This is a genomic window from Aeromonas dhakensis (genome assembly GCF_000820305.1).
Taxonomy (GTDB): Bacteria; Pseudomonadota; Gammaproteobacteria; order Enterobacterales; family Aeromonadaceae; genus Aeromonas; species Aeromonas dhakensis.
Window position 1 is genome coordinate 324 of sequence record NZ_CDBH01000035.1, and the last position, 20,402, is coordinate 20,725.

At 56.4% G+C, this 20,402-nt stretch carries 33 protein-coding genes; 3 read left to right on the forward strand and 30 right to left on the reverse strand.

All coding sequences use genetic code 11. The features are described from left to right. Positions 1-70: 70 nt before the first annotated feature. The 28 genes from rplQ to rpsJ form a co-directional block, all read right to left on the reverse strand. Positions 71-454, reverse strand: coding sequence for a 50S ribosomal protein L17 (gene rplQ / locus BN1143_RS08625; RefSeq protein ID WP_005307999.1), 384 nt, complete (start codon positions 452-454; stop codon positions 71-73). Positions 455-497: 43 nt separating this feature from the next. Next, positions 498-1,487, reverse strand: a complete 990-nt coding sequence (locus tag BN1143_RS08630) for a DNA-directed RNA polymerase subunit alpha (protein WP_005307997.1) — start codon at positions 1,485-1,487, stop codon at positions 498-500. A gap of 25 nt (positions 1,488-1,512) precedes the next feature. Beyond that, positions 1,513-2,133: a 30S ribosomal protein S4 gene (rpsD, locus tag BN1143_RS08635; RefSeq protein ID WP_005307996.1), complete on the reverse strand. Its 621-nt coding sequence runs from the start codon at positions 2,131-2,133 to the stop codon at positions 1,513-1,515. Between the two features lie 39 nt (positions 2,134-2,172). Then, positions 2,173-2,562 carry a 30S ribosomal protein S11 gene (gene rpsK / locus BN1143_RS08640; RefSeq protein WP_005307993.1) on the reverse strand — a complete coding sequence of 130 codons (390 nt, stop codon included), beginning with the start codon at positions 2,560-2,562 and terminating at the stop codon, positions 2,173-2,175. Positions 2,563-2,576: 14 nt separating this feature from the next. Then, positions 2,577-2,933, reverse strand: a complete 357-nt coding sequence (rpsM, locus tag BN1143_RS08645) for a 30S ribosomal protein S13 (protein ID WP_005307991.1) — start codon at positions 2,931-2,933, stop codon at positions 2,577-2,579. A 139-nt stretch (positions 2,934-3,072) separates the two neighbouring features. Continuing rightward, on the reverse strand, positions 3,073-3,186 hold the full coding sequence (gene rpmJ, locus BN1143_RS21860) for a 50S ribosomal protein L36 (RefSeq protein WP_005319705.1): 114 nt from the start codon (positions 3,184-3,186) through the stop codon (positions 3,073-3,075). Positions 3,187-3,213: 27 nt separating this feature from the next. Beyond that, on the reverse strand, positions 3,214-4,542 hold the full coding sequence (gene secY, locus BN1143_RS08650; RefSeq protein WP_005307989.1) for a preprotein translocase subunit SecY: 1,329 nt from the start codon (positions 4,540-4,542) through the stop codon (positions 3,214-3,216). Between the two features lie 8 nt (positions 4,543-4,550). After that, positions 4,551-4,988: a 50S ribosomal protein L15 gene (gene rplO, locus BN1143_RS08655; protein WP_005307987.1), complete on the reverse strand. Its 438-nt coding sequence runs from the start codon at positions 4,986-4,988 to the stop codon at positions 4,551-4,553. 2 nt (positions 4,989-4,990) lie between these two features. After that, a complete protein-coding gene (rpmD, locus tag BN1143_RS21865; protein WP_005307985.1) occupies positions 4,991-5,170 on the reverse strand; it encodes a 50S ribosomal protein L30 in 180 nt (59 codons plus the stop codon). 6 nt (positions 5,171-5,176) lie between these two features. Further along, positions 5,177-5,677, reverse strand: a complete 501-nt coding sequence (gene rpsE, locus BN1143_RS08660) for a 30S ribosomal protein S5 (protein ID WP_005307983.1) — start codon at positions 5,675-5,677, stop codon at positions 5,177-5,179. 14 nt (positions 5,678-5,691) lie between these two features. Continuing rightward, positions 5,692-6,045 (reverse strand): 50S ribosomal protein L18, encoded by a 354-nt coding sequence (rplR, locus tag BN1143_RS08665; RefSeq protein ID WP_005340606.1) that lies wholly within the window; start codon positions 6,043-6,045, stop codon positions 5,692-5,694. 9 nt (positions 6,046-6,054) lie between these two features. After that, positions 6,055-6,588, reverse strand: coding sequence for a 50S ribosomal protein L6 (rplF, locus tag BN1143_RS08670; protein ID WP_005307981.1), 534 nt, complete (start codon positions 6,586-6,588; stop codon positions 6,055-6,057). Positions 6,589-6,601: 13 nt separating this feature from the next. Further along, entirely contained in the window at positions 6,602-6,994 is a 393-nt protein-coding gene (gene rpsH / locus BN1143_RS08675; RefSeq protein WP_005307980.1) for a 30S ribosomal protein S8, read from the reverse strand. A 20-nt stretch (positions 6,995-7,014) separates the two neighbouring features. After that, complete coding sequence (rpsN, locus tag BN1143_RS08680; protein ID WP_005307979.1) at positions 7,015-7,320, reverse strand: 30S ribosomal protein S14; 306 nt, start codon at positions 7,318-7,320, stop codon at positions 7,015-7,017. A 10-nt stretch (positions 7,321-7,330) separates the two neighbouring features. Next, on the reverse strand, positions 7,331-7,870 hold the full coding sequence (gene rplE, locus BN1143_RS08685; protein WP_005307978.1) for a 50S ribosomal protein L5: 540 nt from the start codon (positions 7,868-7,870) through the stop codon (positions 7,331-7,333). 13 nt (positions 7,871-7,883) lie between these two features. Further along, positions 7,884-8,201, reverse strand: coding sequence for a 50S ribosomal protein L24 (gene rplX, locus BN1143_RS08690; RefSeq protein WP_005307977.1), 318 nt, complete (start codon positions 8,199-8,201; stop codon positions 7,884-7,886). 11 nt (positions 8,202-8,212) lie between these two features. Continuing rightward, a complete protein-coding gene (gene rplN, locus BN1143_RS08695; RefSeq protein ID WP_005307975.1) occupies positions 8,213-8,581 on the reverse strand; it encodes a 50S ribosomal protein L14 in 369 nt (122 codons plus the stop codon). A gap of 147 nt (positions 8,582-8,728) precedes the next feature. After that, entirely contained in the window at positions 8,729-8,977 is a 249-nt protein-coding gene (gene rpsQ / locus BN1143_RS08700) for a 30S ribosomal protein S17 (RefSeq protein WP_005307966.1), read from the reverse strand. After that, positions 8,977-9,168 (reverse strand): 50S ribosomal protein L29, encoded by a 192-nt coding sequence (gene rpmC, locus BN1143_RS08705; RefSeq protein WP_005307965.1) that lies wholly within the window; start codon positions 9,166-9,168, stop codon positions 8,977-8,979. The genes rpsQ and rpmC overlap by 1 nt, the downstream gene beginning before the upstream one ends. Continuing rightward, complete coding sequence (gene rplP, locus BN1143_RS08710) at positions 9,168-9,581, reverse strand: 50S ribosomal protein L16 (protein ID WP_005307963.1); 414 nt, start codon at positions 9,579-9,581, stop codon at positions 9,168-9,170. Before rplP ends, rpmC begins: the two co-directional genes overlap by 1 nt. A 13-nt stretch (positions 9,582-9,594) precedes the next feature. Beyond that, on the reverse strand, positions 9,595-10,308 hold the full coding sequence (gene rpsC / locus BN1143_RS08715) for a 30S ribosomal protein S3 (protein ID WP_005307962.1): 714 nt from the start codon (positions 10,306-10,308) through the stop codon (positions 9,595-9,597). A 3-nt stretch (positions 10,309-10,311) separates the two neighbouring features. Then, a complete protein-coding gene (gene rplV / locus BN1143_RS08720) occupies positions 10,312-10,656 on the reverse strand; it encodes a 50S ribosomal protein L22 (protein ID WP_005319741.1) in 345 nt (114 codons plus the stop codon). 10 nt (positions 10,657-10,666) lie between these two features. Beyond that, positions 10,667-10,945 carry a 30S ribosomal protein S19 gene (rpsS, locus tag BN1143_RS08725; protein WP_005307960.1) on the reverse strand — a complete coding sequence of 93 codons (279 nt, stop codon included), beginning with the start codon at positions 10,943-10,945 and terminating at the stop codon, positions 10,667-10,669. A 22-nt stretch (positions 10,946-10,967) separates the two neighbouring features. After that, the gene (gene rplB / locus BN1143_RS08730; protein ID WP_005307957.1) at positions 10,968-11,789 is read right to left on the reverse strand and encodes a 50S ribosomal protein L2; all 822 of its coding nucleotides are present in this window, start codon (positions 11,787-11,789) and stop codon (positions 10,968-10,970) included. A gap of 15 nt (positions 11,790-11,804) precedes the next feature. Continuing rightward, complete coding sequence (rplW, locus tag BN1143_RS08735) at positions 11,805-12,107, reverse strand: 50S ribosomal protein L23 (RefSeq protein ID WP_005307955.1); 303 nt, start codon at positions 12,105-12,107, stop codon at positions 11,805-11,807. Continuing rightward, positions 12,104-12,709: a 50S ribosomal protein L4 gene (gene rplD, locus BN1143_RS08740; protein WP_005307949.1), complete on the reverse strand. Its 606-nt coding sequence runs from the start codon at positions 12,707-12,709 to the stop codon at positions 12,104-12,106. Before rplD ends, rplW begins: the two co-directional genes overlap by 4 nt. A gap of 17 nt (positions 12,710-12,726) precedes the next feature. Beyond that, the gene (rplC, locus tag BN1143_RS08745; protein ID WP_005307947.1) at positions 12,727-13,359 is read right to left on the reverse strand and encodes a 50S ribosomal protein L3; all 633 of its coding nucleotides are present in this window, start codon (positions 13,357-13,359) and stop codon (positions 12,727-12,729) included. Between the two features lie 22 nt (positions 13,360-13,381). Next, entirely contained in the window at positions 13,382-13,693 is a 312-nt protein-coding gene (gene rpsJ, locus BN1143_RS08750; protein WP_005307944.1) for a 30S ribosomal protein S10, read from the reverse strand. A gap of 356 nt (positions 13,694-14,049) precedes the next feature. Between rpsJ and BN1143_RS08755 the strand changes: the two genes are divergently transcribed. Continuing rightward, positions 14,050-14,964 (forward strand): DMT family transporter, encoded by a 915-nt coding sequence (locus BN1143_RS08755; RefSeq protein WP_017785388.1) that lies wholly within the window; start codon positions 14,050-14,052, stop codon positions 14,962-14,964. Between the two features lie 37 nt (positions 14,965-15,001). On the opposite strand, the gene envZ is transcribed toward BN1143_RS08755, so the two are convergent. Then, entirely contained in the window at positions 15,002-16,312 is a 1,311-nt protein-coding gene (envZ, locus tag BN1143_RS08760) for a two-component system sensor histidine kinase EnvZ (protein ID WP_010635419.1), read from the reverse strand. Then, on the reverse strand, positions 16,309-17,028 hold the full coding sequence (gene ompR, locus BN1143_RS08765) for an osmolarity response regulator transcription factor OmpR (protein WP_005307934.1): 720 nt from the start codon (positions 17,026-17,028) through the stop codon (positions 16,309-16,311). The genes envZ and ompR overlap by 4 nt, the downstream gene beginning before the upstream one ends. Before the next feature lie 225 nt (positions 17,029-17,253). Between ompR and greB the strand changes: the two genes are divergently transcribed. Both greB and BN1143_RS08775 read left to right on the forward strand, forming a co-directional pair. After that, positions 17,254-17,727 (forward strand): transcription elongation factor GreB, encoded by a 474-nt coding sequence (greB, locus tag BN1143_RS08770; protein WP_042050306.1) that lies wholly within the window; start codon positions 17,254-17,256, stop codon positions 17,725-17,727. A 279-nt stretch (positions 17,728-18,006) separates the two neighbouring features. Continuing rightward, entirely contained in the window at positions 18,007-20,316 is a 2,310-nt protein-coding gene (locus BN1143_RS08775) for a Tex family protein (protein ID WP_042050307.1), read from the forward strand. Positions 20,317-20,402 lie beyond the last annotated feature (86 nt).

Sequence of the window (20,402 nt, forward strand, 5' to 3'; positions counted from 1 at the left end):
GTTGAGGCAGTTGAGGCAGTATCAGAATCCACTAAAAGAAAAGCCGGGACAAGCCCGGCTTTTTCTTTTATCACTCAGCAGCTGCTTCAGCAGCGGCTGGGCGGTCTACCAGCTCAATGTAAGCCATAGGGGCGTTGTCGCCAGCACGGAAACCGCATTTCAGAATGCGAGTATAACCGCCGGCGCGCTCCAGGTAGCGCGGGCCCAGTTCATTGAACAGCTTAGCCACGATCGCATTATCGCGAGTACGGGCAAATGCCAGGCGACGATTAGCAACGCTATCAGTCTTGGCAAGGGTGATCAGCGGTTCAACTACACGACGCAGCTCTTTTGCCTTAGGCAGAGTCGTCTTGATGATCTCATGACGAACCAGGGAGCTGGCCATGTTGCGGAACATAGCCTGACGATGGCTGCTGTTCCGGTTCAGTTGACGACCACTCAAACGATGGCGCATGACCTTATCCTTCTAACTAAATCTGTGAAACCCGTAATCTGGATTACTCGTCAGCGATGCTGGCGGGCGGCCAGTTCTCAAGGCGCATGCCAAGAGACAGACCACGGGAGGCCAACACGTCCTTGATCTCAGTCAGGGACTTCTTACCGAGGTTAGGAGTTTTAAGCAACTCAACTTCGGTACGCTGTACCAGATCACCAATATAGTGGATAGCTTCTGCCTTCAGACAGTTCGCAGAACGAACTGTCAGCTCCAAATCATCGACAGGACGCAGCAGAATCGGATCAAACTCGGGTTTCTCTTCTTTCTTCTCGGGCACGCTGACATCGCGCAGATCCACGAAGGCTTCCAGTTGCTCGGCCAGAATAGTGGCAGAACGACGGATGGCTTCTTCAGGATCCAGGGTGCCATTGGTCTCCATGTCGATGACCAGCTTGTCCAAGTCGGTACGCTGTTCAACCCGTGCTGCCTCAACATTGTAGGCAATACGAACGATGGGGCTGAACGCGGAGTCCAGCAGCAGGCGACCGATAGGACGCTCTTCATCATCGTTGTGAACACGAGCAGAAGCAGGCACATAACCACGACCACGCTGAACTTTCAGGCGCATGCTGATTTCAGCATTGGCACCAGTCAGGTGGCAGATTACGTGCTCCGGGTTTACGATCTCGACTTCATCACCGTGAGTGATATCACCAGCGGTAACGGGGCCTGTTCCAGACTTGGTCAGGGACAGAGTTACCTCGTCCTTGCCTTCCAGCTTCACAGCGATACCTTTCAGGTTGAGCAGGATTTCAAGAATGTCTTCCTGTACACCTTCTTTGCTGCTGTACTCATGCAGTACACCGTCAATTTCGACTTCAGTAACTGCACAACCGGGCATAGAAGACAGCAAAATACGACGCAGGGCGTTGCCCAGCGTGTGACCAAAGCCACGCTCGAGTGGCTCAAGAGTCACTTTTGCATGAGTCGGGCTAACTTGCTCGATGTCAACTAGCCGCGGTTTAAGAAAATCTGTTACAGAACCCAGCATTGTGTCCTCTCTTTAGAAGCTAGCTTTACTTGGAGTAAAGCTCGACGATCAGCTGTTCGTTAATGTCGGCAGACAGGTCGGAACGCTCTGGCAGACGCTTGAAAGCACCTTCCATTTTAGCGGCATCAACCTCTACCCAAGTCGGCTTCTCGCGCTGACCAGCAACCTCAAGGGCCGCTTTGATACGCGCTTGCTTCTTAGCCTTCTCACGAACGCAGATCACGTCCTCAGGGGAAACCTGGAAAGAAGGAATGTTCACAACGCGACCGTTTACCATGATGGCCTTGTGGCTCACCAGCTGACGAGATTCAGCGCGGGTAGCACCGAAGCCCATGCGGTAGACGACGTTGTCCAGACGACCTTCCAGCAGCTGCAACAGGTTTTCACCGGTGTTACCCTTTTGACGGGCAGCGTCGCGGTAGTAGTTGCGGAACTGTTTTTCCAATACGCCGTAGATACGACGAACTTTTTGTTTCTCGCGCAGCTGAACACCGTAGTCAGACAGACGCGCTTTACGCGCACCGTGTTGACCAGGAACGGTGTCAATCTTGCACTTAGAATCAATCGCACGAACACCAGACTTCAGGAAGAGGTCGGTGCCCTCACGACGGCTAAGCTTAAGCTTAGGACCGATATATCTTGCCATCTTCTTTCTCCAACAATCCTAGACCAAGTAGCTACAGCGTTACACGCGGCGCTTCTTGGGAGGACGACAACCGTTGTGCGGGATCGGAGTCACATCAGTAATGTTAGTGATGCGGAAACCAGCCGCGTTCAGAGCGCGGATGGAAGACTCACGACCGGGACCCGGACCTTTAACCATGACTTCCAGGTTCTTCACGCCATATTCTTTGGCCATCTCACCAGCGCGCTCGGCAGCTACCTGAGCAGCGAACGGGGTGGACTTACGAGAACCACGGAAACCGGAACCACCAGAAGTAGCCCAAGACAGAGCGTTGCCCTGACGGTCAGTAATGGTCACGATTGTGTTGTTGAAAGATGCATGAACGTGCGCAATACCGTCGCTCACTTGCTTTTTAACGCGCTTGCGAGCACGAGTCGGAGTTTTAGCCATTTTCTACCTTCCCGTTACTTCTTGATAGCCTTGCGCGGACCCTTGCGAGTACGAGCGTTGGTCTTGGTACGTTGACCACGAACAGGCAGGCTACGACGGTGACGCAAACCACGGTAGCAACCCAGATCCATCAATCGCTTGATGTTCATGGAAATCTGACGACGCAGGTCACCTTCAACGGTGAATTTACCTACTTGTTCACGCAGACTCTCGATCTGAGCTTCGTCCAGGTCTTTAATTTTCACATTCTCAGCGATACCGGCTGCGGCACAGATGGCCTTGGAGCGGGTACGACCGACGCCATAAATAGCAGTCAAAGCGATGACTGCATGCTTATGGTCAGGAATGTTAATGCCAGCGATACGGGCCACTATTCACTCCTACATATAGTAGATTACGACCACCACAAAGCCCGTGAGCGGATACGTGGCGGTCAACCAATACACAACAAAAGTTGGCTGGCTATATTAGCCAGCACAACTATTTGTTGCAAGTACTAACCGTAAAAAATTAGCCTTGGCGCTGTTTATGCTTTGGCTCGCTGCAAATCACACGCACCACACCGTGACGCTTGATGATTTTGCAGTTACGGCAGATTGCCTTAACGGAAGCACGAACTTTCATTGCTTAACTCCGTAACTACGCCGACCTTTAGCGGCCGTAGCCCTTCAGGTTGGCCTTCCTCAGGACGTCGCCATACTGATGAGACATCATATGGGTCTGAACCTGAGCCATGAAGTCCATGATAACTACCACGATAATCAGCAGCGAGGTGCCACCGAAATAGAACTGAACGTTCCAGGCAGTCATCAGGAACTGGGGTACCAGACAGATAAAGGTTATATAGAGCGCACCTGCCAATGTCAGGCGGGTCATAACCTTATCGATATAACGTGCTGTCTGCTCGCCCGGGCGGATCCCCGGGATAAAGGCTCCACTCTTCTTCAGGTTATCTGCTGTCTCGCGGGGGTTGAACACCAGCGCGGTATAGAAGAAGCAGAAGAAGATAATGGCTGCTGCATAGAGCATCTCATACAAGGGCTGACCCGGCTGCAGGACCATAGAGACCTGTTGCAGGATATCGGCGACCTTGCCCTCGCCCTGACCAAACCAAGAGGTAATGGTCCCCGGGAAGAGGATGATGCTGGATGCGAAAATCGCAGGAATCACACCGGCCATATTTACTTTCAACGGCAGGTGTGTGCTTTGCGCTGCAAATACCTGGCGGCCTTGTTGACGCTTGGCATAGTTAACGACGATACGACGCTGACCACGCTCCACGAACACCACAAAGTAAGTCACTGCGAAAACAATCAAGCCCAGCAACAACAACAGCAGGATGTGCAATTCCCCTTGACGTGCCTGTTCGGCCGTAGCGCCAATGGCATGAGGCAGACCAGCAACGATACCTGTGAAGATAATCAACGAGATACCATTACCAATCCCACGCTCGGTAATCTGCTCACCCAACCACATCAAGAACATGGTACCGGTGACCAGACTCACAACGGCTGTGAAATAGAAGCCCAAACCCGGATGAGTCACGAGTCCCTGCATCATATTCGGCAGACCGGTTGCAATACCAATGGCCTGGAAAGTTCCCAAAACCAGCGTGCCCCAACGGGTATATTGGCTAATCTTGCGACGGCCGGATTCACCTTCTTTCTTGAGTTCAGCAAGAGCGGGGTGAACCACAGTCAGCAGCTGGATAATGATCGAGGCCGAAATGTACGGCATGATCCCCAGCGCAAGAATAGAAGCACGCGAGAGTGCACCACCACTGAACATGTTGAACATCTCAATGATGGTGCCCTTCTGTTGTTGGAACAACTCGGCCAGTACGGCGGCGTCAATACCAGGAATCGGCACATAAGAGCCTGCACGGAAAACGATAATCGCCCCGAGAACGAAGAGCAGACGGCTCTTCAGTTCACTCAGACCACCCTGTGCTTTAACATCCAATCCTGGTTTCTTAGCCATTGTACTGATTATTCCTCGATTTTACCGCCAGCGGCCTCGATGGCTGCACGTGCACCCTTGGTGACGGACAGACCACGAACGGTCACAGCACGGTCAATGTTGCCAGACAGAACAACTTTAGCGAACACGATGTTTTTGGTAATAACACCGGCTTGCTTCAGAGTGCTCACGTCGACCACATCACCTTCTACCAGGGCGATTTCGTTCAGGCGCACTTCGGCAGAAACCAAAGATTTGCGAGAGAAGAAACCGAACTTCGGCAGACGGATTTTCAAAGGCATCTGGCCGCCTTCGAAACCGTTGCGGACTTTGCCGCCACCGGAACGAGAGGTTTGACCTTTAACACCACGACCACCGGTCTTGCCCAGACCAGAACCGATACCACGGCCCGGACGGTGCTTAACGCGCTTGGAACCAGCGGCCGGAGACAGAGTATTCAGACGCATGCTTAGCCCTCCACCTTAACCATGTAATAAACCTGGTTGATCATGCCGCGTACGCAGGGAGTATCTTCCAGCTCAACGGTGTGACCAATGCGACGCAGACCCAGACCACGCAGAGTCGCCTTGTGCTTTGGCAGACGGCCGATAGAGCTGCGAGTTTGAGTTACTTTTACAGTGTTAGCCATGTCGCATTACCCCAGAATTTCTTCAACGCGCAGACCACGCTTGGCAGCGATCTGTTCCGGGGATTGACCCTGAACCAGAGCGTCTACAGTGGCGCGAACAACGTTGATTGGGTTGGTGGAACCGTAGGTCTTAGCCAGCACGTTGTGGATACCAGCAACTTCCAGAACGGCACGCATAGCGCCGCCTGCGATGATACCAGTACCTTGAGAGGCCGGCTTCATGAACACGGTGGAACCGGAGTGAACACCTTTCACCGGGTGGTGCAGGGTGCCGTTGTTCAGCTCAACCTTGTTCAGGTTACGCTTAGCCTGTTCCATCGCTTTTTGAATAGCGGCCGGAACTTCACGGGCTTTACCGTAACCGTAACCTACACGGCCGTTACCATCACCCACCACGGTCAGCGCGGTGAAGGACATGATACGACCACCTTTAACAGTTTTCGAAACACGGTTTACTGCAATCAGCTTTTCTTGCAGTTCGCCGGCTTGAGATTCGACTTTAGCCATCTTCGACTCCTAGCTTAGAACTGAAGACCAGCGTCACGTGCAGCAGCTGCCAGAGCAGCGATGCGACCGTGATACTTGAAACCGGAACGATCGAAAGATACGTTCTGAACGCCTTTGGCAATGGCACGCTCGGCGATAGCCTTACCTACAGCGGTAGCAGCATCTGCGTTACCGGTGTATTTCAGAGCTTCACTGATGGCCTTCTCTACTGTGGAAGCAGAGGCCAGAACTTCGGAACCGTTGGCTGCAATAACCTGCGCATAGATGTGACGCGGGGTACGGTGAACAACCAGACGGGTAGCTCCCAGTTCCTGCATCTTTTTCCGAGCACGAGTAGCACGACGGAGACGAGCTGCTTTCTTGTCCATAGTGTTACCTTACTTCTTCTTAGCTTCTTTAGTACGCACTTGCTCGTTGGCATAGCGTACACCCTTGCCCTTGTAGGGCTCCGGAGCGCGGTAAGCACGGATATCGGCGGCGACTTGGCCAACCAGCTGCTTGTCGACACCACGCAGAACGATTTCTGTGGCAGTCGGGCACTCAGCGGTCACACCAGCCGGCAGCGCATGCTCTACCGGGTGAGAGAAGCCCAGAGCCAGCGCAACAGCATTGCCCTTGATGGAGGCTTTATAACCTACACCAACCAGCTGCAGCTTGCGCTCGAAGCCTTGGGTAACACCGATTACCATGTTGTTGACCAATGCACGGGCAGTACCGGCCTGAGCGTCAGCACCAGCGATGCCGTCGCGCGGGGCGAACTTCAGTACATTGTCTTCTTTGGTCACTTCTACACCGGCGTGAATAGAGCGAACCAGGGAACCTTTACCACCTTTGATGGACAGTTCCTGGCCGTTCAGAGTCACCTCTACGCCAGCAGGAATAGTGACGGGTGCCTTAGCAACACGAGACATTTCCTACCTCCTATTAAGCGACGTAGCAGATGATCTCACCGCCCATGCTTGCTTTACGGGCAGCACGGTCAGTCATCACACCTTTAGACGTGGACACGATAGCAACACCGAGACCGCCCATAACTTTCGGCAGATCAGTAGTGCGCTTGTAAATACGCAGGCCGGGACGGCTCACGCGTTGGATCAGTTCTACAACCGGCTTGCCCTGGAAATATTTCAGTTCAATTTCCAGTTCCGGTTTCACGTCACCAGCTACGGAGTAGCCAGCGATGTAACCTTCTTCTTTCAGCACTTTGGCAATAGCCACTTTCAGCTTGGAAGAAGGCATGGAAACCGCAACTTTGCTCGCCGCCTGACCGTTACGGATGCGGGTCAGCATATCCGCGATCGGATCTTGCATGCTCATAGTCTAACTCCCGAGATTCTTTACCAAGAGGCCTTTTTCAGGCCCGGAATTTCGCCCTTCATGGCATGCTCACGCACCTTGATGCGGGACAGACCAAACTTACGCAGGAAACCGTGCGGACGACCAGTAATGTTGCAACGGTTACGCTGACGGGACGGACTGGAATCACGGGGCAGCTGTTGCAGTTGCAGAACAGCATCCCAACGCGCTTCTTCAGAAGCGTTCATATCAACGATGATAGCTTTGAGCTCGGCACGCTTGGTCGCGTACTTGGCTACCAGCTTCGCACGCTTTACTTCACGTGCTTTCATGGATGTTTTAGCCATAACCCTAACCTTACTTGCGGAATGGGAAGTTAAAGGCAGCCAGCAGAGCACGGCCTTCTTCATCGGTATTCGCGGAAGTGGTGATGGTGATATCCAGACCACGAACGCGATCGACCTTGTCATAGTCGATTTCCGGGAAGATGATTTGCTCACGCACGCCCATGGAGTAGTTACCACGACCGTCGAACGCTTTAGCGTTCAGGCCACGGAAGTCACGGATACGCGGTACGGAGATGCAAATCAGCCGTTCCAGGAACTCCCACATACGCTCGCCACGCAGGGTTACTTTACAACCTATCGGGTAGCCTTCACGAATCTTGAAGCCCGCAACAGATTTGCGAGCTTTGGTGATCAGCGGCTTCTGACCGGAAATGGCAGCCATATCGGCAGCAGCATTTTCCAGCAATTTCTTGTCAGAGATCGCTTCACCAACACCCATGTTCAGGGTGATTTTCTCGATCCGAGGGACTTGCATGATAGTCTTGTAACCGAACTGCTTGGTCAGTTCATTTACTACATCTGATTTGTAGTAATCATGCAGTTTCGCCATCGTTAAACTCCAATTACTTCACAAGTTCGCCGGTGGATTTGAAGAAGCGAACTTTTTTGCCGTCTTCAATCCGGAAACCAACGCGGTCAGCTTTGCCAGTGGCAGAGTTGAACAGCGCTACGTTAGATACATCGATGGGGGCTTCTTTGGTGACGATACCGCCAGCCTGACCCAGTGCGGGTACCGGCTTCTGGTGTTTCTTCACCTGGTTGATGCCTTCCACGATTACCTTACCTTTAGCAATCAGAACTTGAGTGACTTTGCCACGCTTGCCCTTGTCTTTGCCGGTAAGAACAATCACTTCGTCTTCGCGACGGATTTTAGCTGCCATCGTTCGACTCCTTACAGTACTTCGGGTGCCAGGGACACAATCTTCATGAACTTCTCATTACGCAGTTCACGGGTCACCGGGCCAAAAATACGAGTACCGATCGGCTGCTGGTTGTTGTTAAGCAACACAGCCGCATTGTTGTCGAAACGGATGACAGAGCCGTCCGGACGACGAACGCCTTTACGGGTGCGTACGACCACCGCGTTATACACATCACCTTTCTTCACTTTACCGCGAGGAATAGCTTCCTTGATGGAAACTTTGATGATGTCGCCGATGCCGGCGTAACGGCGGTGCGAACCACCCAGAACCTTAATACACATTACACTGCGAGCGCCGGAGTTGTCGGCAACACCCAGCATACTTTGCATCTGGATCATCTTAGTGCTCCGCTTTGTTTACTTCTTATCCCTCTCGGGATCTGGCTGCCTTCAAAAGGCGCGAAACTATAACACAGGATTTTTAGAAAAGGTAGCCTAAAAAACAAACGGCCCCGTCAAGGGGCCGTTTAGACTACAAAGTACCGATTAGGCCTTTTCTACAACGGCAACCAGGGTCCAGGACTTGGTCTTGGACAGCGGGCGGCATTCGCGGATTTCCACGAGGTCGCCAGCTTTGCATTCGTTGTTTTCGTCATGCACGTGCAGCTTGGTAGTGCGCTTGATGATCTTACCGTAGATCGGGTGCTTTACCTTGCGCTCGATGGCGACAGTGATGGACTTGTCCATCTTGTCGCTGATTACACGACCCTGCAGAGTACGGATTTTATCAGTCATTACGCACCTGCCTTCTCAGTCAGTACAGTCTTGATACGTGCGACGTCACGACGCACTTGTTTCAGAGTGTGAGTCTGAGCCAGCTGGCCGGTGGAAGCTTGCATGCGCATGTTGAATTGCTCGCGCAGCAGGCCCAGCAGCTCCTGGTTCAGTTCTTCGACGCTCTTTTGACGCAGATCTTGGGCTTTCATCACATCACCGTCTTAATTACGAAAGTGGTCTGAACAGACAGCTTGGCTGCGGCCAGGGCGAACGCTTCACGCGCCAGAGCCTCAGGTACACCGTCCATCTCGTACAGAACCTTGCCAGGCTGGATCGGGCAAACCCAGTATTCCACGTTACCCTTACCTTTACCCATACGAACTTCGAGGGGCTTTTCGGTAATCGGCTTGTCCGGGAACACACGGATCCAGATCTTACCCTGACGCTTAACGTGACGGGTCATGGCACGACGGGCTGCTTCGATTTGACGAGCAGTCAGCTGGCCACGGGATGTCGCCTTCAGGCCAAAGGTACCGAAGGATACTTCGTTACCAGAGTTGGCCAGACCGCGGTTACGACCCTTGTGGGTCTTGCGGAATTTAGTACGCTTTGGTTGCAACATTTACCGAATCTCCTTACTTGGCAGCGCGGCGCTTGTTGTCACGCTTGGGCTTCGCAGGAGCTTGCTCTTGAGCAGCGGCAGCGTTGACAGCAGCCAGACCGCCCAGAACTTCGCCCTTGAAGATCCAAACTTTAACGCCGATCACACCGTAAGTGGTGTGGGCTTCAGAAGTTGCGTAGTCGATGTCGGCACGCAGGGTGTGCAGGGGCACACGACCTTCACGGTACCATTCGGTACGCGCGATTTCAGCGCCGCCCAGACGACCGGAAACTTCCACCTTGATGCCCTTGGCACCCAGGCGCATGGCGTTTTGTACGGCGCGCTTCATAGCACGACGGAACATTACGCGACGCTCCAGCTGGGAAGTGATGCTGTCGGCAACCAGTTTGCCATCCAGCTCCGGCTTGCGGACTTCGGAAATGTTGATCTGAGCAGGCACGCCAGCAATAGTGGCTACAGCTTTGCGCAGTTTTTCAACGTCTTCGCCTTTCTTACCGATCACAACACCCGGACGAGCGGTGTGAATGGTCACACGGATGCTCTTGGCCGGACGCTCGATGGTGATCTTGGACAAGGACGCGTTTTTCAGTTCCTTGGTCAGGAACTGGCGTACTTGAAAATCGCTGTACAGGTTGTCAGCGAAGTCTTTGGTGTTCGCGAACCAGGTAGAATTCCAAGGCTTGGTAATACCCAGGCGAATGCCATTAGGATGTACTTTCTGACCCATTGCTTATCTCCCAGCCTTAGCGTCGGATACCACTACGGTGATGTGAGCGGTACGCTTGAGGATACGATCCGCGCGACCTTTGGCACGAGGACGGATGCGCTTCATGGAGGGACCTTCGTCGACCATGATAGTAGCAACACGCAGGGCGTCGATGTCGGCGCCTTCGTTGTGCTCAGCGTTTGCAATGGCAGATTCCAGCACTTTCTTCACCAGAACTGCAGCCTTTTTCGGGCTGAAGGTCAGGATGTTCAGAGCCTTGTCTACGGACAGACCACGTACTTGATCGGCTACCAGACGAGCTTTCTGGGCAGAAGTACGGGCATAACGGTGTTTAGCGATAGCTTCCATCATTTATCCCTTAGCGCTTCTTAGCCTTCTTATCAGCAGCATGGCCGCGATAAGTACGAGTAGGTGCGAATTCACCCAGTTTGTGACCGATCATTTCTTCGGTAACGAAAACCGGAACGTGCTGACGACCATTATGGACAGCGATGGTCAAACCGATCATGTTCGGGATGATCATTGAACGACGGGACCAGGTCTTAACCGGCTTTTTATCCCCGCTTTCCACCGCTTTCTCTACCTTCTTCAGCAAGTGCAGGTCGATAAATGGACCCTTCTTGAGAGAACGTGGCATGGTGATTCCTCTATGTTAACAATTACTTGTTACGACGACGTACGATGTACTTGTCGGTACGCTTGTTCTTACGGGTCTTGAAGCCTTTAGCCTTCTGGCCCCATGGGGACACAGGCTGCATGCCCTTGTTACGACCCTCACCACCACCGTGCGGGTGGTCTACCGGGTTCATCGCCATACCGCGAACGGTCGGACGAATACCACGCCAGCGGTTTGCACCGGCTTTACCCAGTTGACGCAGCATGTGCTCGGAGTTACCAACTTCACCGATGGTGGCGCGGCACTCGGCCAGAACTTTACGTACTTCGCCGGAACGCAGACGCAGAGTTACATAGTTACCTTCACGAGCCAGGATCTGGATGAAAGTACCAGCGGAACGAGCCAGCTGGGCACCTTTACCAGGCTTCATCTCAACAGCGTGAACGGTAGAACCGACCGGGATGTTGCGCATCGGCAGGGTGTTACCTACCTTGATTGCGGCATCAGCACCAGAAGCGATTGCATCACCAGCTTTCAGGCCTTTCGGAGCCAGGATGTAACGACGCTCACCGTCTGCATACAGCACCAGGGCGATGTTTGCGGTACGGTTCGGATCGTATTCCAGGCGCTCTACTTTGGCCGGGATACCGTCTTTGTCGCGCTTGAAGTCGACGATACGGTAGTGTTGCTTGTGACCACCGCCGATGTGACGGGTGGTGATGCGGCCGTTGTTGTTACGACCACCGGACTTGTCTTTCTTGTCCAGCAGAGCTGCAAAGGGCTTGCCCTTGTACAGGTCTTGGTTGACGATCTTGACGACGTGGCGGCGGCCCGGAGAAGTAGGCTTGCACTTAACGATTGCCATTTTTCAGAACTCCTCTTACTCGGCTGCGCCCATGAAGTCGATGTCCTGACCAGCTTTCAGGGTCACATAAGCCTTTTTCCAATCGGAACGACGGCCTACGCGTGCACCTGCGCGCTTGGTCTTACCCTTCATGTTCAGGGTACGGACGGTCTCAACTTCGACCTCGAACAGTTTCGCAACTGCAGCTTTGACTTCCGCCTTGGTGGCATCAACAGCAACTTTGAACACGATAGTGTTCTGCTTTTCTGCGACCATGGTGCTCTTTTCAGAGATGTGCGGAGCCTTCAGAACTTTCAGCAGACGCTCTTCACGGATCATGCCAGCATCTCCTCGATTTGCTTAACTGCGTCAGCAGTCATCAGAACCTTGTCGAAAGCGATCAGGCTGACCGGGTCGATACCGGCAACGTCACGCACGTCAACTTTGTACAGGTTACGAGCAGCCAGGAACAGGTTCTCATCGACTTCAGCAGTCACGATCAGAACGTCAGACAGTTCCATTTCTTTCAGCTTGGCGATCAGTTCTTTGGTTTTCGGAGCTTCGATGCCGAACTTCTCAACAACGATCAGGCGCTCTTGACGTACCAGCTCGGACAGGATGCTACGGATAGCGCCGCGGTACATCTTCTTGTTTACTTTCTGGCTGTGATCTTGCGGCTTAGCAGCAAAAGTCACACCACCGGAACGCCAAATGGGCGAACGGATGGAGCCAGCACGGGCACGACCAGTACCCTTCTGACGCCACGGCTTTTTGCCGCCACCAGACACTTCAGAGCGAGTCAGCTGCGCACGAGTACCCTGACGGGCACCAGCGGCATAAGCAACGACAACCTGGTGAACCAGAGCTTCGTTGAATTCGCGCCCGAAGGTAGTCTCGGAAACTTCAAGAGCGCTCTTGGCGTCTTTCATTACCAATTCCATTACTATCTCCTCAGACGTTACGCTTTGACGGCAGGTTTAACGATCACGTTGCCGTTGGTTGCACCCGGTACTGCGCCTTTGATGAGCAGCAGGTTGCGTTCAGCGTCAACACGAACCAGTTCCAGGTTCTGAGTCGTTACACGCTCAGCACCCATGTGACCAGCCATCTTTTTGCCCTTGAATACACGGCCCGGGGTCTGGTTTTGACCGATGGAGCCAGGTACACGGTGGGACAGAGAGTTACCGTGGGTCATATCCTGGGTGCGGAAGTTCCAGCGCTTAACAGTACCGGCAAAACCTTTACCCTTGGATGTGCCGGTAACGTCTACCAGCTTAACGTCAGCGAGAAGATCTACTTTCAGCTCGCTACCAACAGTGAAAGTTTCACCGTTGTTCAGGCGGAATTCCCACAGACCGCGACCGGCTTCTACACCAGCTTTGGCGAAGTGGCCAGCTTCCGGCTTGGTTACGCGGCTAGCTTTCTTGGAGCCAGTGGTAACCTGAATAGCGTTGTAGCCGTCGGTTTCTACAGATTTGACCTGAGTTACACGGTTAGCTTCAACTTCGATAACAGTCACGGGGATAGAAACGCCATCTTCAGTGAAGATGCGAGTCATACCCACTTTGCGACCTACAAGACCGATTGTCATTGTTATCAACCTCTTTCCGTAATTAACCCAGGCTGATCTGGACGTCTACACCAGCTGCCAGATCCAGACGCATCAGAGCGTCTACGGTCTTGTCAGTCGGCTCAACGATGTCTACCAGACGCTTGTGAGTGCGGATCTCGTACTGATCACGCGCGTCTTTGTTGACGTGCGGGGAGATCAGAACGGTGAAACGCTCTTTGCGAGTCGGCAGCGGGATAGGACCGCGAACCTGCGCGCCAGTGCGCTTAGCAGTTTCAACGATTTCCGCAGTGGATTGATCGATCAGGCGATGATCAAAAGCCTTCAGGCGGATACGGATTCTTTGGTTCTGCATTGACAGAGCTCCAATAGATAAAAGAACATAAATCAACACCGCCCGACCGAGATTACTCCCGCCAGAGGTGTGATTTTTCACGTTTCTCCCCATATCGGGGAGACTGTATGGCTGGCCTTCGCAAGCGAAAAACTCAGCAAGCAGACATATCGTCTGGCTTACCTCATGGGTAAGCGGAGGGGATTATACGGATTTTTTCAATTTGCGCAAGGGAAGGCGAACAGAATGTGCACAATTTTATGTGACGGATGGATCTCTGCCGCCATCACATGATCCCCCGCCCGGCGCGGGTAACGACAATGTTGCAAACAGGCTGGTAGACTGTGCCACTGCCTTGATCACTGGAACGACGTCTCATGCTCAAAGATCAGAAAAAAGCCTATCAATATGGCCTCTGCGCCGTCGCCCTCTGGTCGACGGTGGCCAGCGCCTTCAAGATCTCCCTCACCTACTTCGAACCGGTACAACTGCTGCTGGTCGCGGCCTGCACCTCAACCCTGACGCTGGGGGTGATCGTGGCCTGTCAGGGCAAGCTGCCGCTGCTGCTCAGCTACATCAAGGGCCGCCCCCTCTACTACCTGGCGCTGGGAGTGCTCAACCCCTTCCTCTATTACCTGCTGCTGTTCAAGGCGTATGACCTGCTGCCCGCCCAGCAGGCGCAAACCCTCAACTACACCTGGGCCATCACCCTCAGTCTGCTGGCCGTCCCCTTCCTCGGCCAGAAGCTGCGCCGCCGCGACGGGGTGGCCATCGTGCTAGGCTACTTCGGTGCTCTGGTGATCGCCACCAAGGGGGATGTGTTCGGTCTGCAGTTCGACAGCCCCCTCGGCGTGACGCTGGCGCTGGTGTCGACCCTCATCTGGGCCGGCTACTGGATCCTCAACACCCGCAATCAGGGGGATCCTATCGTCAGCCTGCTGCTCGGCTTCATCATCAGCCTGCCGTTCATTGTCGTGGCGACCTGGCTGCTCTCCGATTTCGCCATGACCGCCTGGCAGGGATGGGCCGGCGCCATCTATGTCGGGCTGTTCGAGATGGGCTTCGGCTTCGTGCTCTGGCTGATGGCTCTGCGCCACGCCACCAACACGGCGCCCATCAGCAACCTCATCTTCATCTCGCCCTTTGCCTCGCTGGTGCTACTCAACCTGTTGATCGGCGAGACAATTCACCCGGCCACCCCCATCGGGTTGGCGCTCATCGTCGCCGCCCTGCTGATCCAGCAGCTGAAATACGGCAAGCGTTACCGCAAGGCGACCGAGCCGCAGGCCTGACAATGCAGAAGGGCGCATCCATGGATGCGCCCTTCGTTCAATCAATCCACTCCAGCGGCTGGTTCTTGGGCAGCCGGATCTCCACCAGCAAGCCCCCCTGCTCGGCACGCCCCAGCCTGATGGTGCCGTGATGCTGGGAGACGATCTTGGCGACGATGGCCAGCCCCAGCCCACTGCCGCTGCCGGTACGCGCCTCGTTGCCCTGGGTGAAGGGCTTGAGTACCCGGTAGTAATCCTGTTCCGGAATGCCGGGACCGTCATCCGACAAGCGCAGCCGGACCCAGTGACCGTCATCCTTGAGCTCGGCCTGCAGCCGGCTCGCCCCGTAGCGCAACGAATTGCCCGACAGGTTGTTGAGGATGCGCCGGATACTGATGGGATTGCAGGCGACCCGCACCGCCTCGGCTGGCAGCTCGAGCTCCACCTCCAGCCCCTGGTCGGTCTGCACCAGCAGCACATCGTGGATCAGCTGGGTCAGGTCCACCGGCTGGGTATCCAGCCCCTCGTCCGGGCGAATGTAGTCGATGAACTGGTCGATGATGCCGTTCGATTCGTCGATGTCCGCGTTGATGCTCTCCTTGAGATACTCATCCCCTGAGGACATCATCTCGGTCGCCAGCCGGATACGGGTCAGCGGCGTACGCAGATCGTGGGAAACGCCCGCCATCATCATGTTTCGCTCTTCGATAAGGCTCTTGATGGAACTCGACATGTGGTTGAAGGTGCGGGTCAGCCGGCGTACCTCCCGCGAGCCCTGCTCCCCCAGCGCATCGGGGAAGTTGCCGCGGGCAACCGCCACGGCCCCCGCCTCCAGCTCCTCCAGCGGCCGCACCAGCTGGCGGGCAAAGCGCCAGGCCGCGAACAGGGTCACCACCAGCAGCACGCTCATGTAGAGGATCAGCGGCTCGATGTCATCATCCTCGATCTCGGTCAGCGGGATGCGCACCCACACCTTGTTGGCCTGGGGCGGCTGGATCCAGATGATGTAGTGGTCCTGGATCTCGACCCGCACCTTGGTCTTTCCCCCCAACTCGCGACTGATGCTCTCTTCCAGATAGGTGTAGGGCTTGGACTCCTTGAGTCCGTGCTGCTCCGCCTCGGTCTGGGTATAGATGTCGCTGCCGGTCGCCACGTAGACCAGCGCCTCGGCATCTTCACTGAGCGCCAGCTGGTTGCTCTCGACCGGGAAGATGAGCTTGACCTGATTGGCCAGCAGGTGGCTGATCTGCTTGACGGTCGGCGCCAGCAGATAGTTGTAGAAGGTGGCATAGGAGACAAACTGATAGACCACCAGCACGGCGGCCAAAAACCAGAGCATGCGGGAGAACATGCTGCTCACTTTCTTCATTCGCCGTCACCGTCCGGCACGAACACATAGCCCAGACCCCAGACGGTCTGCAGATAACGGGGCTGCGCCGGGTCCTGCTCCAGCAGGCGGCGCAGGCGGGAGACCTGCACGTCGATGCTGCGCTCGGTGGCAGTATATTCGCGACCACGAGCCAGGTTCATCAGCTTGTCGCGGGAGAGAGGCTCGCGCGGATGGCTCACCAGTACCTTGAGCACGGCGAACTCACCGCTGGTCAGTGCCACCGGATCGCCATCGCGACTCAACTCACGGGTTGCCAGGTTGAGCTGATAGCTGCCAAAGCTCACCACCTTCTCGGCGGTAGAGGGGGCGCCCGGCAACTCGACGGTGTGGCGGCGCAGCACGGCCCGGATCCGGGCCAGCAGCTCACGAGGGTTGAACGGCTTGGGCAGGTAATCATCGGCTCCCATCTCGAGGCCGACGATGCGGTCCACCTCATCCCCCTTGGCGGTCAGCATCAGCACCGGGATCTGGTTGCCAGCTTCGCGCAGGCGGCGACAGATGGAGAGGCCGTCTTCCCCCGGCAGCATCAGGTCGAGCACCATCAGGCTGAAGTTCTCTCGGGTCAGCAGGCGGTCGGCCTGTTCGCCATTGGCGACGCCCCGAACCACGAACCCTTGTTCGGTCAGGTAGCGCTCCAGCAGGGAACGTAATTTCAAATCATCGTCGACGACCAGAACCTTGTATTGCTGACTCATTGCTTGCCTCTCCTCTCGATATGCTGCCAATACTAGAGCCCGGACTCGTAACGGCAAAGCATAAATATGTTACCGGTTATTGCCCGTACTGCTGGCATGACGCCTCTTTTCCCCTGCCCACAACGTCATCCGGCCTGCCAGTTTTTGCTCGACAGCAAGGCGACAGCGGATAAGATCTGCCGAGCCATAAGAGGCTCATCCGCCCCATCGACACAGGGACCCGCCATGAAGACCAAGTTGATCACCCGTGAAGGCTACAACAAGCTCAAGCAGGAGCTCGATCTCCTCTGGCGCGAGGAGCGCCCCGAGACCACCCGCAAAGTGGCCTGGGCGGCCAGCCTCGGCGATCGCAGCGAGAATGCGGATTACCAGTACAACAAGAAGCGGCTGCGGGAGATCGATCGGCGGGTCCGTTACCTGCGCAAGTGCCTCGAGGAGCTGGGGATCGTCGACTACTCCCCCGCCCAGGAGGGCAAGGTCTTCTTCGGCGCCTGGGTCGAGGTGGAAAACGAGGAGGGAGATACCAAGCGTTTTCGCATCGTCGGCTATGACGAAATCTTCGAGCGCAAGGATTACATCTCCATCGACTCCCCCATGGCCCGCGCCCTGCTCAAGAAAGAGGTGGGTGACGAGGCCATAGTGCGTACGCCAGTCGGTGACGCCTGCTGGTACATCAATGAGATCAGCTATCCCAAATAAGCCGCTGTCACGCCACAGCCACCAGCCCTGCCAACCGGCTACCACAGCCAGCATGGGTTTGCTTCGCCTCTCATCCAGGGCGGACACCGCCCTCTCTACCAGGGCTGGCATCCCGCTGCCCGAGCCCATATAGTGCTCACACCCGGCGCCTTGTGGCGCCAACCGGCCCGCGCGGCAGTGGCCTGGCTGATACCTTGAGTACCGCCCTGACAGCCTCTTGCCCGGCGACATCGCCCTCGCGCCAGCCCGTTGTTCTGGACCCGACTACAGAGACCCTCGATGCAAAGCCACGTAATAGAACATCAGATTGCCGGTGAGCTGAATGCCCGCCCGGAACAGGTGCAGGCCGCCGTTCGCCTGCTGGACGAAGGAGCCACCGTCCCCTTCATCGCCCGTTACCGCAAAGAGGTGACTGGCGGTCTGGACGACAGCCAGCTGCGCACCCTGGAGAGCCGGCTCGGTTACCTGCGCGAACTGGCGGATCGCCGCCAGGTGATCCTGCGCTCCATCGAAGAGCAGGGCAAGCTGACCCCCGAGCTGGCCCGCGAGCTGAGCGAGGCGGACAGTAAGACCCGGCTGGAAGACCTCTACCTCCCCTACAAACCCAAGCGCCGCACCAAGGGGCAGATGGCCATCGAGGCGGGGCTGGAGCCATTGGCCGACCTGCTGCTGAGCGACCCGATGAAAGATCCCGAACAGGAGGCGGCCCGCTTCCTCAATGCCGAGCAGGGGATCAGCGATAACAAGGCCGCCCTCGACGGTGCCCGCTACATCCTGATGGAGCGCTTCGCCGAGCAGGCGGATCTCCTTGAGAAGCTGCGGGACTATGTGTGGCAGAGCGCCACCCTGCGCGCCAGCGTGGTGGCAAGCAAGGAGCAGGAAGGGGCCAAATTCAAGGACTACTTCGAGCACGACGAGCCGCTGCACAAGGCCCCCTCCCACCGGGTGCTGGCCATGCTGCGCGGCCGCAACGAGGGGATCCTCAACCTGGCGCTGGTCACCGGTGACGACGAGAGCGCCAGCCCCTGCGAGGGGATCATCGCCCATCACCTCAGGCTCAACCTGCAAAGTCGCCCGGCCGACAAGTGGCTACAGGGGGTGGTGAGCTGGACCTGGAAGATCAAGCTCTCCCTGCAGATGGAGACCGAGCTGATCGGCCGCATCCGCGAGTCAGCAGAAGAGGAGGCGATCAAGGTGTTCGCCATGAACCTCAAGGATCTGCTGATGGCGGCACCGGCCGGCATGCGCTGCACCATGGGGCTGGATCCCGGCATCCGCACCGGGGTCAAAGTGGCCGTGGTGGATGCCACCGGCAAGCTGGTCGATACCGCGACCATCTATCCGTTCGAACCCAAGCGCCAGATTGACCAGAGCCTCAAGACCCTGAGCGAGCTGTGCCAGAAGCACAAGGTCGAACTCATCAGCATCGGCAACGGTACTGCCTCACGGGAGACCGACCGCCTGGTGAGCGACCTGTTCGAGCGCTACCCGGCCGCCAAAGCCCAGAAAATCGTGGTGAGCGAGGCTGGGGCCTCGGTCTACTCCGCTTCCGAGCTTGCCTCCCAGGAATTCCCGGATCTGGACGTCTCCCTGCGCGGCGCCGTCTCCATCGCCCGCCGCCTGCAGGATCCGCTGGCCGAGCTGGTCAAGATCGATCCCAAGAGCATCGGCGTCGGCCAGTACCAGCACGACGTCGGCCAGAGCCAGCTGGCCCGCCGGCTCGATGCGGTGGTCGAGGATTGCGTGAACGCGGTGGGGGTGGATGTGAATACCGCCTCGGTCGCCCTGCTGAACCGGGTCTCCGGCCTCTCCCAGACCCTGGCCCAGAACATCGTCGCCTACCGCGACGAACACGGCGCCTTCCAGCACCGCCAGCAACTGCTGAAGGTGAGCCGGCTCGGTCCCAAGGCATTTGAGCAGTGTGCCGGCTTCCTGCGTATTCGTGGCGGCAGCAACCCGCTGGATGGCTCGGCGGTACACCCGGAATCCTACCCAGTGGTGGAGCGGATCCTCGCCAAACTGGAGCAGACCGTGGACAGCCTGCTAGGCAACAGCAGCCTGCTGCGCACCCTCAAACCCGCCGACTACACGGACGAGCAGTTTGGCGTGCCCACCGTCACCGACATCATCGGCGAGCTGGACAAGCCGGGCCGTGACCCGCGCCCCGAGTTCAAAACCGCCACCTTCAAGGAAGGGGTGGAGAAAATCAGCGATCTGGTGCCCGAGATGGTACTGGAAGGGGTGGTCACCAACGTCACCAACTTCGGCGCCTTCGTCGACATCGGCGTCCATCAGGATGGCCTGGTGCACATCTCCTCCCTGACCGATCGCTTCGTCAAGGATCCTCGCGAGGTGGTCAAGGCCGGCGACATCGTCCGGGTCAAGGTGCTGGAGGTGGACGTACCGCGCAAGCGCATCAGCCTGACCATGCGTCTGGATGAGAAGGCCGGCCAGCCGGCGCGCAAGCCGGCCGAGCCGCGCCATACCGGCAACAACGCCAAGTCGAAACAGGCCCCCCGTCAGAGCACCCCGACCGACGGTGCCATGGGCAGCGCCTTCGCCGCCGCCCTCTCCAAACTGAAGAAATAAGTCCCCAGAATGCAAAAAGCCCCGCGAGGGGCTTTTTGCTACCCCGTGCAGCAACCTGCTACACGGGGGATCAATCACTTAGCGGC

What these genes read in the sequence shown, in the direction of transcription:
- rplO (WP_005307987.1), bottom strand. Translation starts at nt 4,988, where the DNA reads ATGCGTCTGAATACTCTGTCTCCGGCCGCTGGTTCCAAGCGCGTTAAG.
- rpsH (WP_005307980.1), bottom strand. Translation starts at nt 6,994, where the DNA reads ATGAGCATGCAAGATCCGATCGCGGATATGCTGACCCGCATCCGTAAC.
- BN1143_RS08775 (WP_042050307.1), top strand. Translation starts at nt 18,007, where the DNA reads ATGCAAAGCCACGTAATAGAACATCAGATTGCCGGTGAGCTGAATGCC.
- rplD (WP_005307949.1), bottom strand. Translation starts at nt 12,709, where the DNA reads ATGGAATTGGTAATGAAAGACGCCAAGAGCGCTCTTGAAGTTTCCGAG.
- rpmD (WP_005307985.1), bottom strand. Translation starts at nt 5,170, where the DNA reads ATGGCTAACACTGTAAAAGTAACTCAAACTCGCAGCTCTATCGGCCGT.
- rplQ (WP_005307999.1), bottom strand. Translation starts at nt 454, where the DNA reads ATGCGCCATCGTTTGAGTGGTCGTCAACTGAACCGGAACAGCAGCCAT.
- rplE (WP_005307978.1), bottom strand. Translation starts at nt 7,870, where the DNA reads ATGGCGAAACTGCATGATTACTACAAATCAGATGTAGTAAATGAACTG.
- rpsS (WP_005307960.1), bottom strand. Translation starts at nt 10,945, where the DNA reads ATGCCACGTTCTCTCAAGAAGGGTCCATTTATCGACCTGCACTTGCTG.
- BN1143_RS08755 (WP_017785388.1), top strand. Translation starts at nt 14,050, where the DNA reads ATGCTCAAAGATCAGAAAAAAGCCTATCAATATGGCCTCTGCGCCGTC.
- envZ (WP_010635419.1), bottom strand. Translation starts at nt 16,312, where the DNA reads ATGAAGAAAGTGAGCAGCATGTTCTCCCGCATGCTCTGGTTTTTGGCC.
- rpsC (WP_005307962.1), bottom strand. Translation starts at nt 10,308, where the DNA reads ATGGGTCAGAAAGTACATCCTAATGGCATTCGCCTGGGTATTACCAAG.
- rplV (WP_005319741.1), bottom strand. Translation starts at nt 10,656, where the DNA reads ATGGAAGCTATCGCTAAACACCGTTATGCCCGTACTTCTGCCCAGAAA.
- rpsE (WP_005307983.1), bottom strand. Translation starts at nt 5,677, where the DNA reads ATGGCTAAAGTCGAATCTCAAGCCGGCGAACTGCAAGAAAAGCTGATT.
- rpsQ (WP_005307966.1), bottom strand. Translation starts at nt 8,977, where the DNA reads ATGACTGATAAAATCCGTACTCTGCAGGGTCGTGTAATCAGCGACAAG.
- BN1143_RS08630 (WP_005307997.1), bottom strand. Translation starts at nt 1,487, where the DNA reads ATGCTGGGTTCTGTAACAGATTTTCTTAAACCGCGGCTAGTTGACATC.
- rpmJ (WP_005319705.1), bottom strand. Translation starts at nt 3,186, where the DNA reads ATGAAAGTTCGTGCTTCCGTTAAGGCAATCTGCCGTAACTGCAAAATC.
- rpsN (WP_005307979.1), bottom strand. Translation starts at nt 7,320, where the DNA reads ATGGCTAAAACATCCATGAAAGCACGTGAAGTAAAGCGTGCGAAGCTG.
- rpsK (WP_005307993.1), bottom strand. Translation starts at nt 2,562, where the DNA reads ATGGCTAAAACTCCGACTCGTGCTCGCAAGCGCGTTAAAAAGCAAGTG.
- ompR (WP_005307934.1), bottom strand. Translation starts at nt 17,028, where the DNA reads ATGAGTCAGCAATACAAGGTTCTGGTCGTCGACGATGATTTGAAATTA.
- rplW (WP_005307955.1), bottom strand. Translation starts at nt 12,107, where the DNA reads ATGATCCGTGAAGAGCGTCTGCTGAAAGTTCTGAAGGCTCCGCACATC.
- rplN (WP_005307975.1), bottom strand. Translation starts at nt 8,581, where the DNA reads ATGATCCAGATGCAAAGTATGCTGGGTGTTGCCGACAACTCCGGCGCT.
- rpmC (WP_005307965.1), bottom strand. Translation starts at nt 9,168, where the DNA reads ATGAAAGCCCAAGATCTGCGTCAAAAGAGCGTCGAAGAACTGAACCAG.
- rplC (WP_005307947.1), bottom strand. Translation starts at nt 13,359, where the DNA reads ATGACAATCGGTCTTGTAGGTCGCAAAGTGGGTATGACTCGCATCTTC.
- rplF (WP_005307981.1), bottom strand. Translation starts at nt 6,588, where the DNA reads ATGTCTCGTGTTGCTAAGGCACCCGTCACTATTCCTGCTGGCGTAGAG.
- greB (WP_042050306.1), top strand. Translation starts at nt 17,254, where the DNA reads ATGAAGACCAAGTTGATCACCCGTGAAGGCTACAACAAGCTCAAGCAG.
- rpsD (WP_005307996.1), bottom strand. Translation starts at nt 2,133, where the DNA reads ATGGCAAGATATATCGGTCCTAAGCTTAAGCTTAGCCGTCGTGAGGGC.
- secY (WP_005307989.1), bottom strand. Translation starts at nt 4,542, where the DNA reads ATGGCTAAGAAACCAGGATTGGATGTTAAAGCACAGGGTGGTCTGAGT.
- rplX (WP_005307977.1), bottom strand. Translation starts at nt 8,201, where the DNA reads ATGGCAGCTAAAATCCGTCGCGAAGACGAAGTGATTGTTCTTACCGGC.
- rpsJ (WP_005307944.1), bottom strand. Translation starts at nt 13,693, where the DNA reads ATGCAGAACCAAAGAATCCGTATCCGCCTGAAGGCTTTTGATCATCGC.
- rplB (WP_005307957.1), bottom strand. Translation starts at nt 11,789, where the DNA reads ATGGCAATCGTTAAGTGCAAGCCTACTTCTCCGGGCCGCCGCCACGTC.
- rplP (WP_005307963.1), bottom strand. Translation starts at nt 9,581, where the DNA reads ATGTTGCAACCAAAGCGTACTAAATTCCGCAAGACCCACAAGGGTCGT.
- rplR (WP_005340606.1), bottom strand. Translation starts at nt 6,045, where the DNA reads ATGGACAAGAAAGCAGCTCGTCTCCGTCGTGCTACTCGTGCTCGGAAA.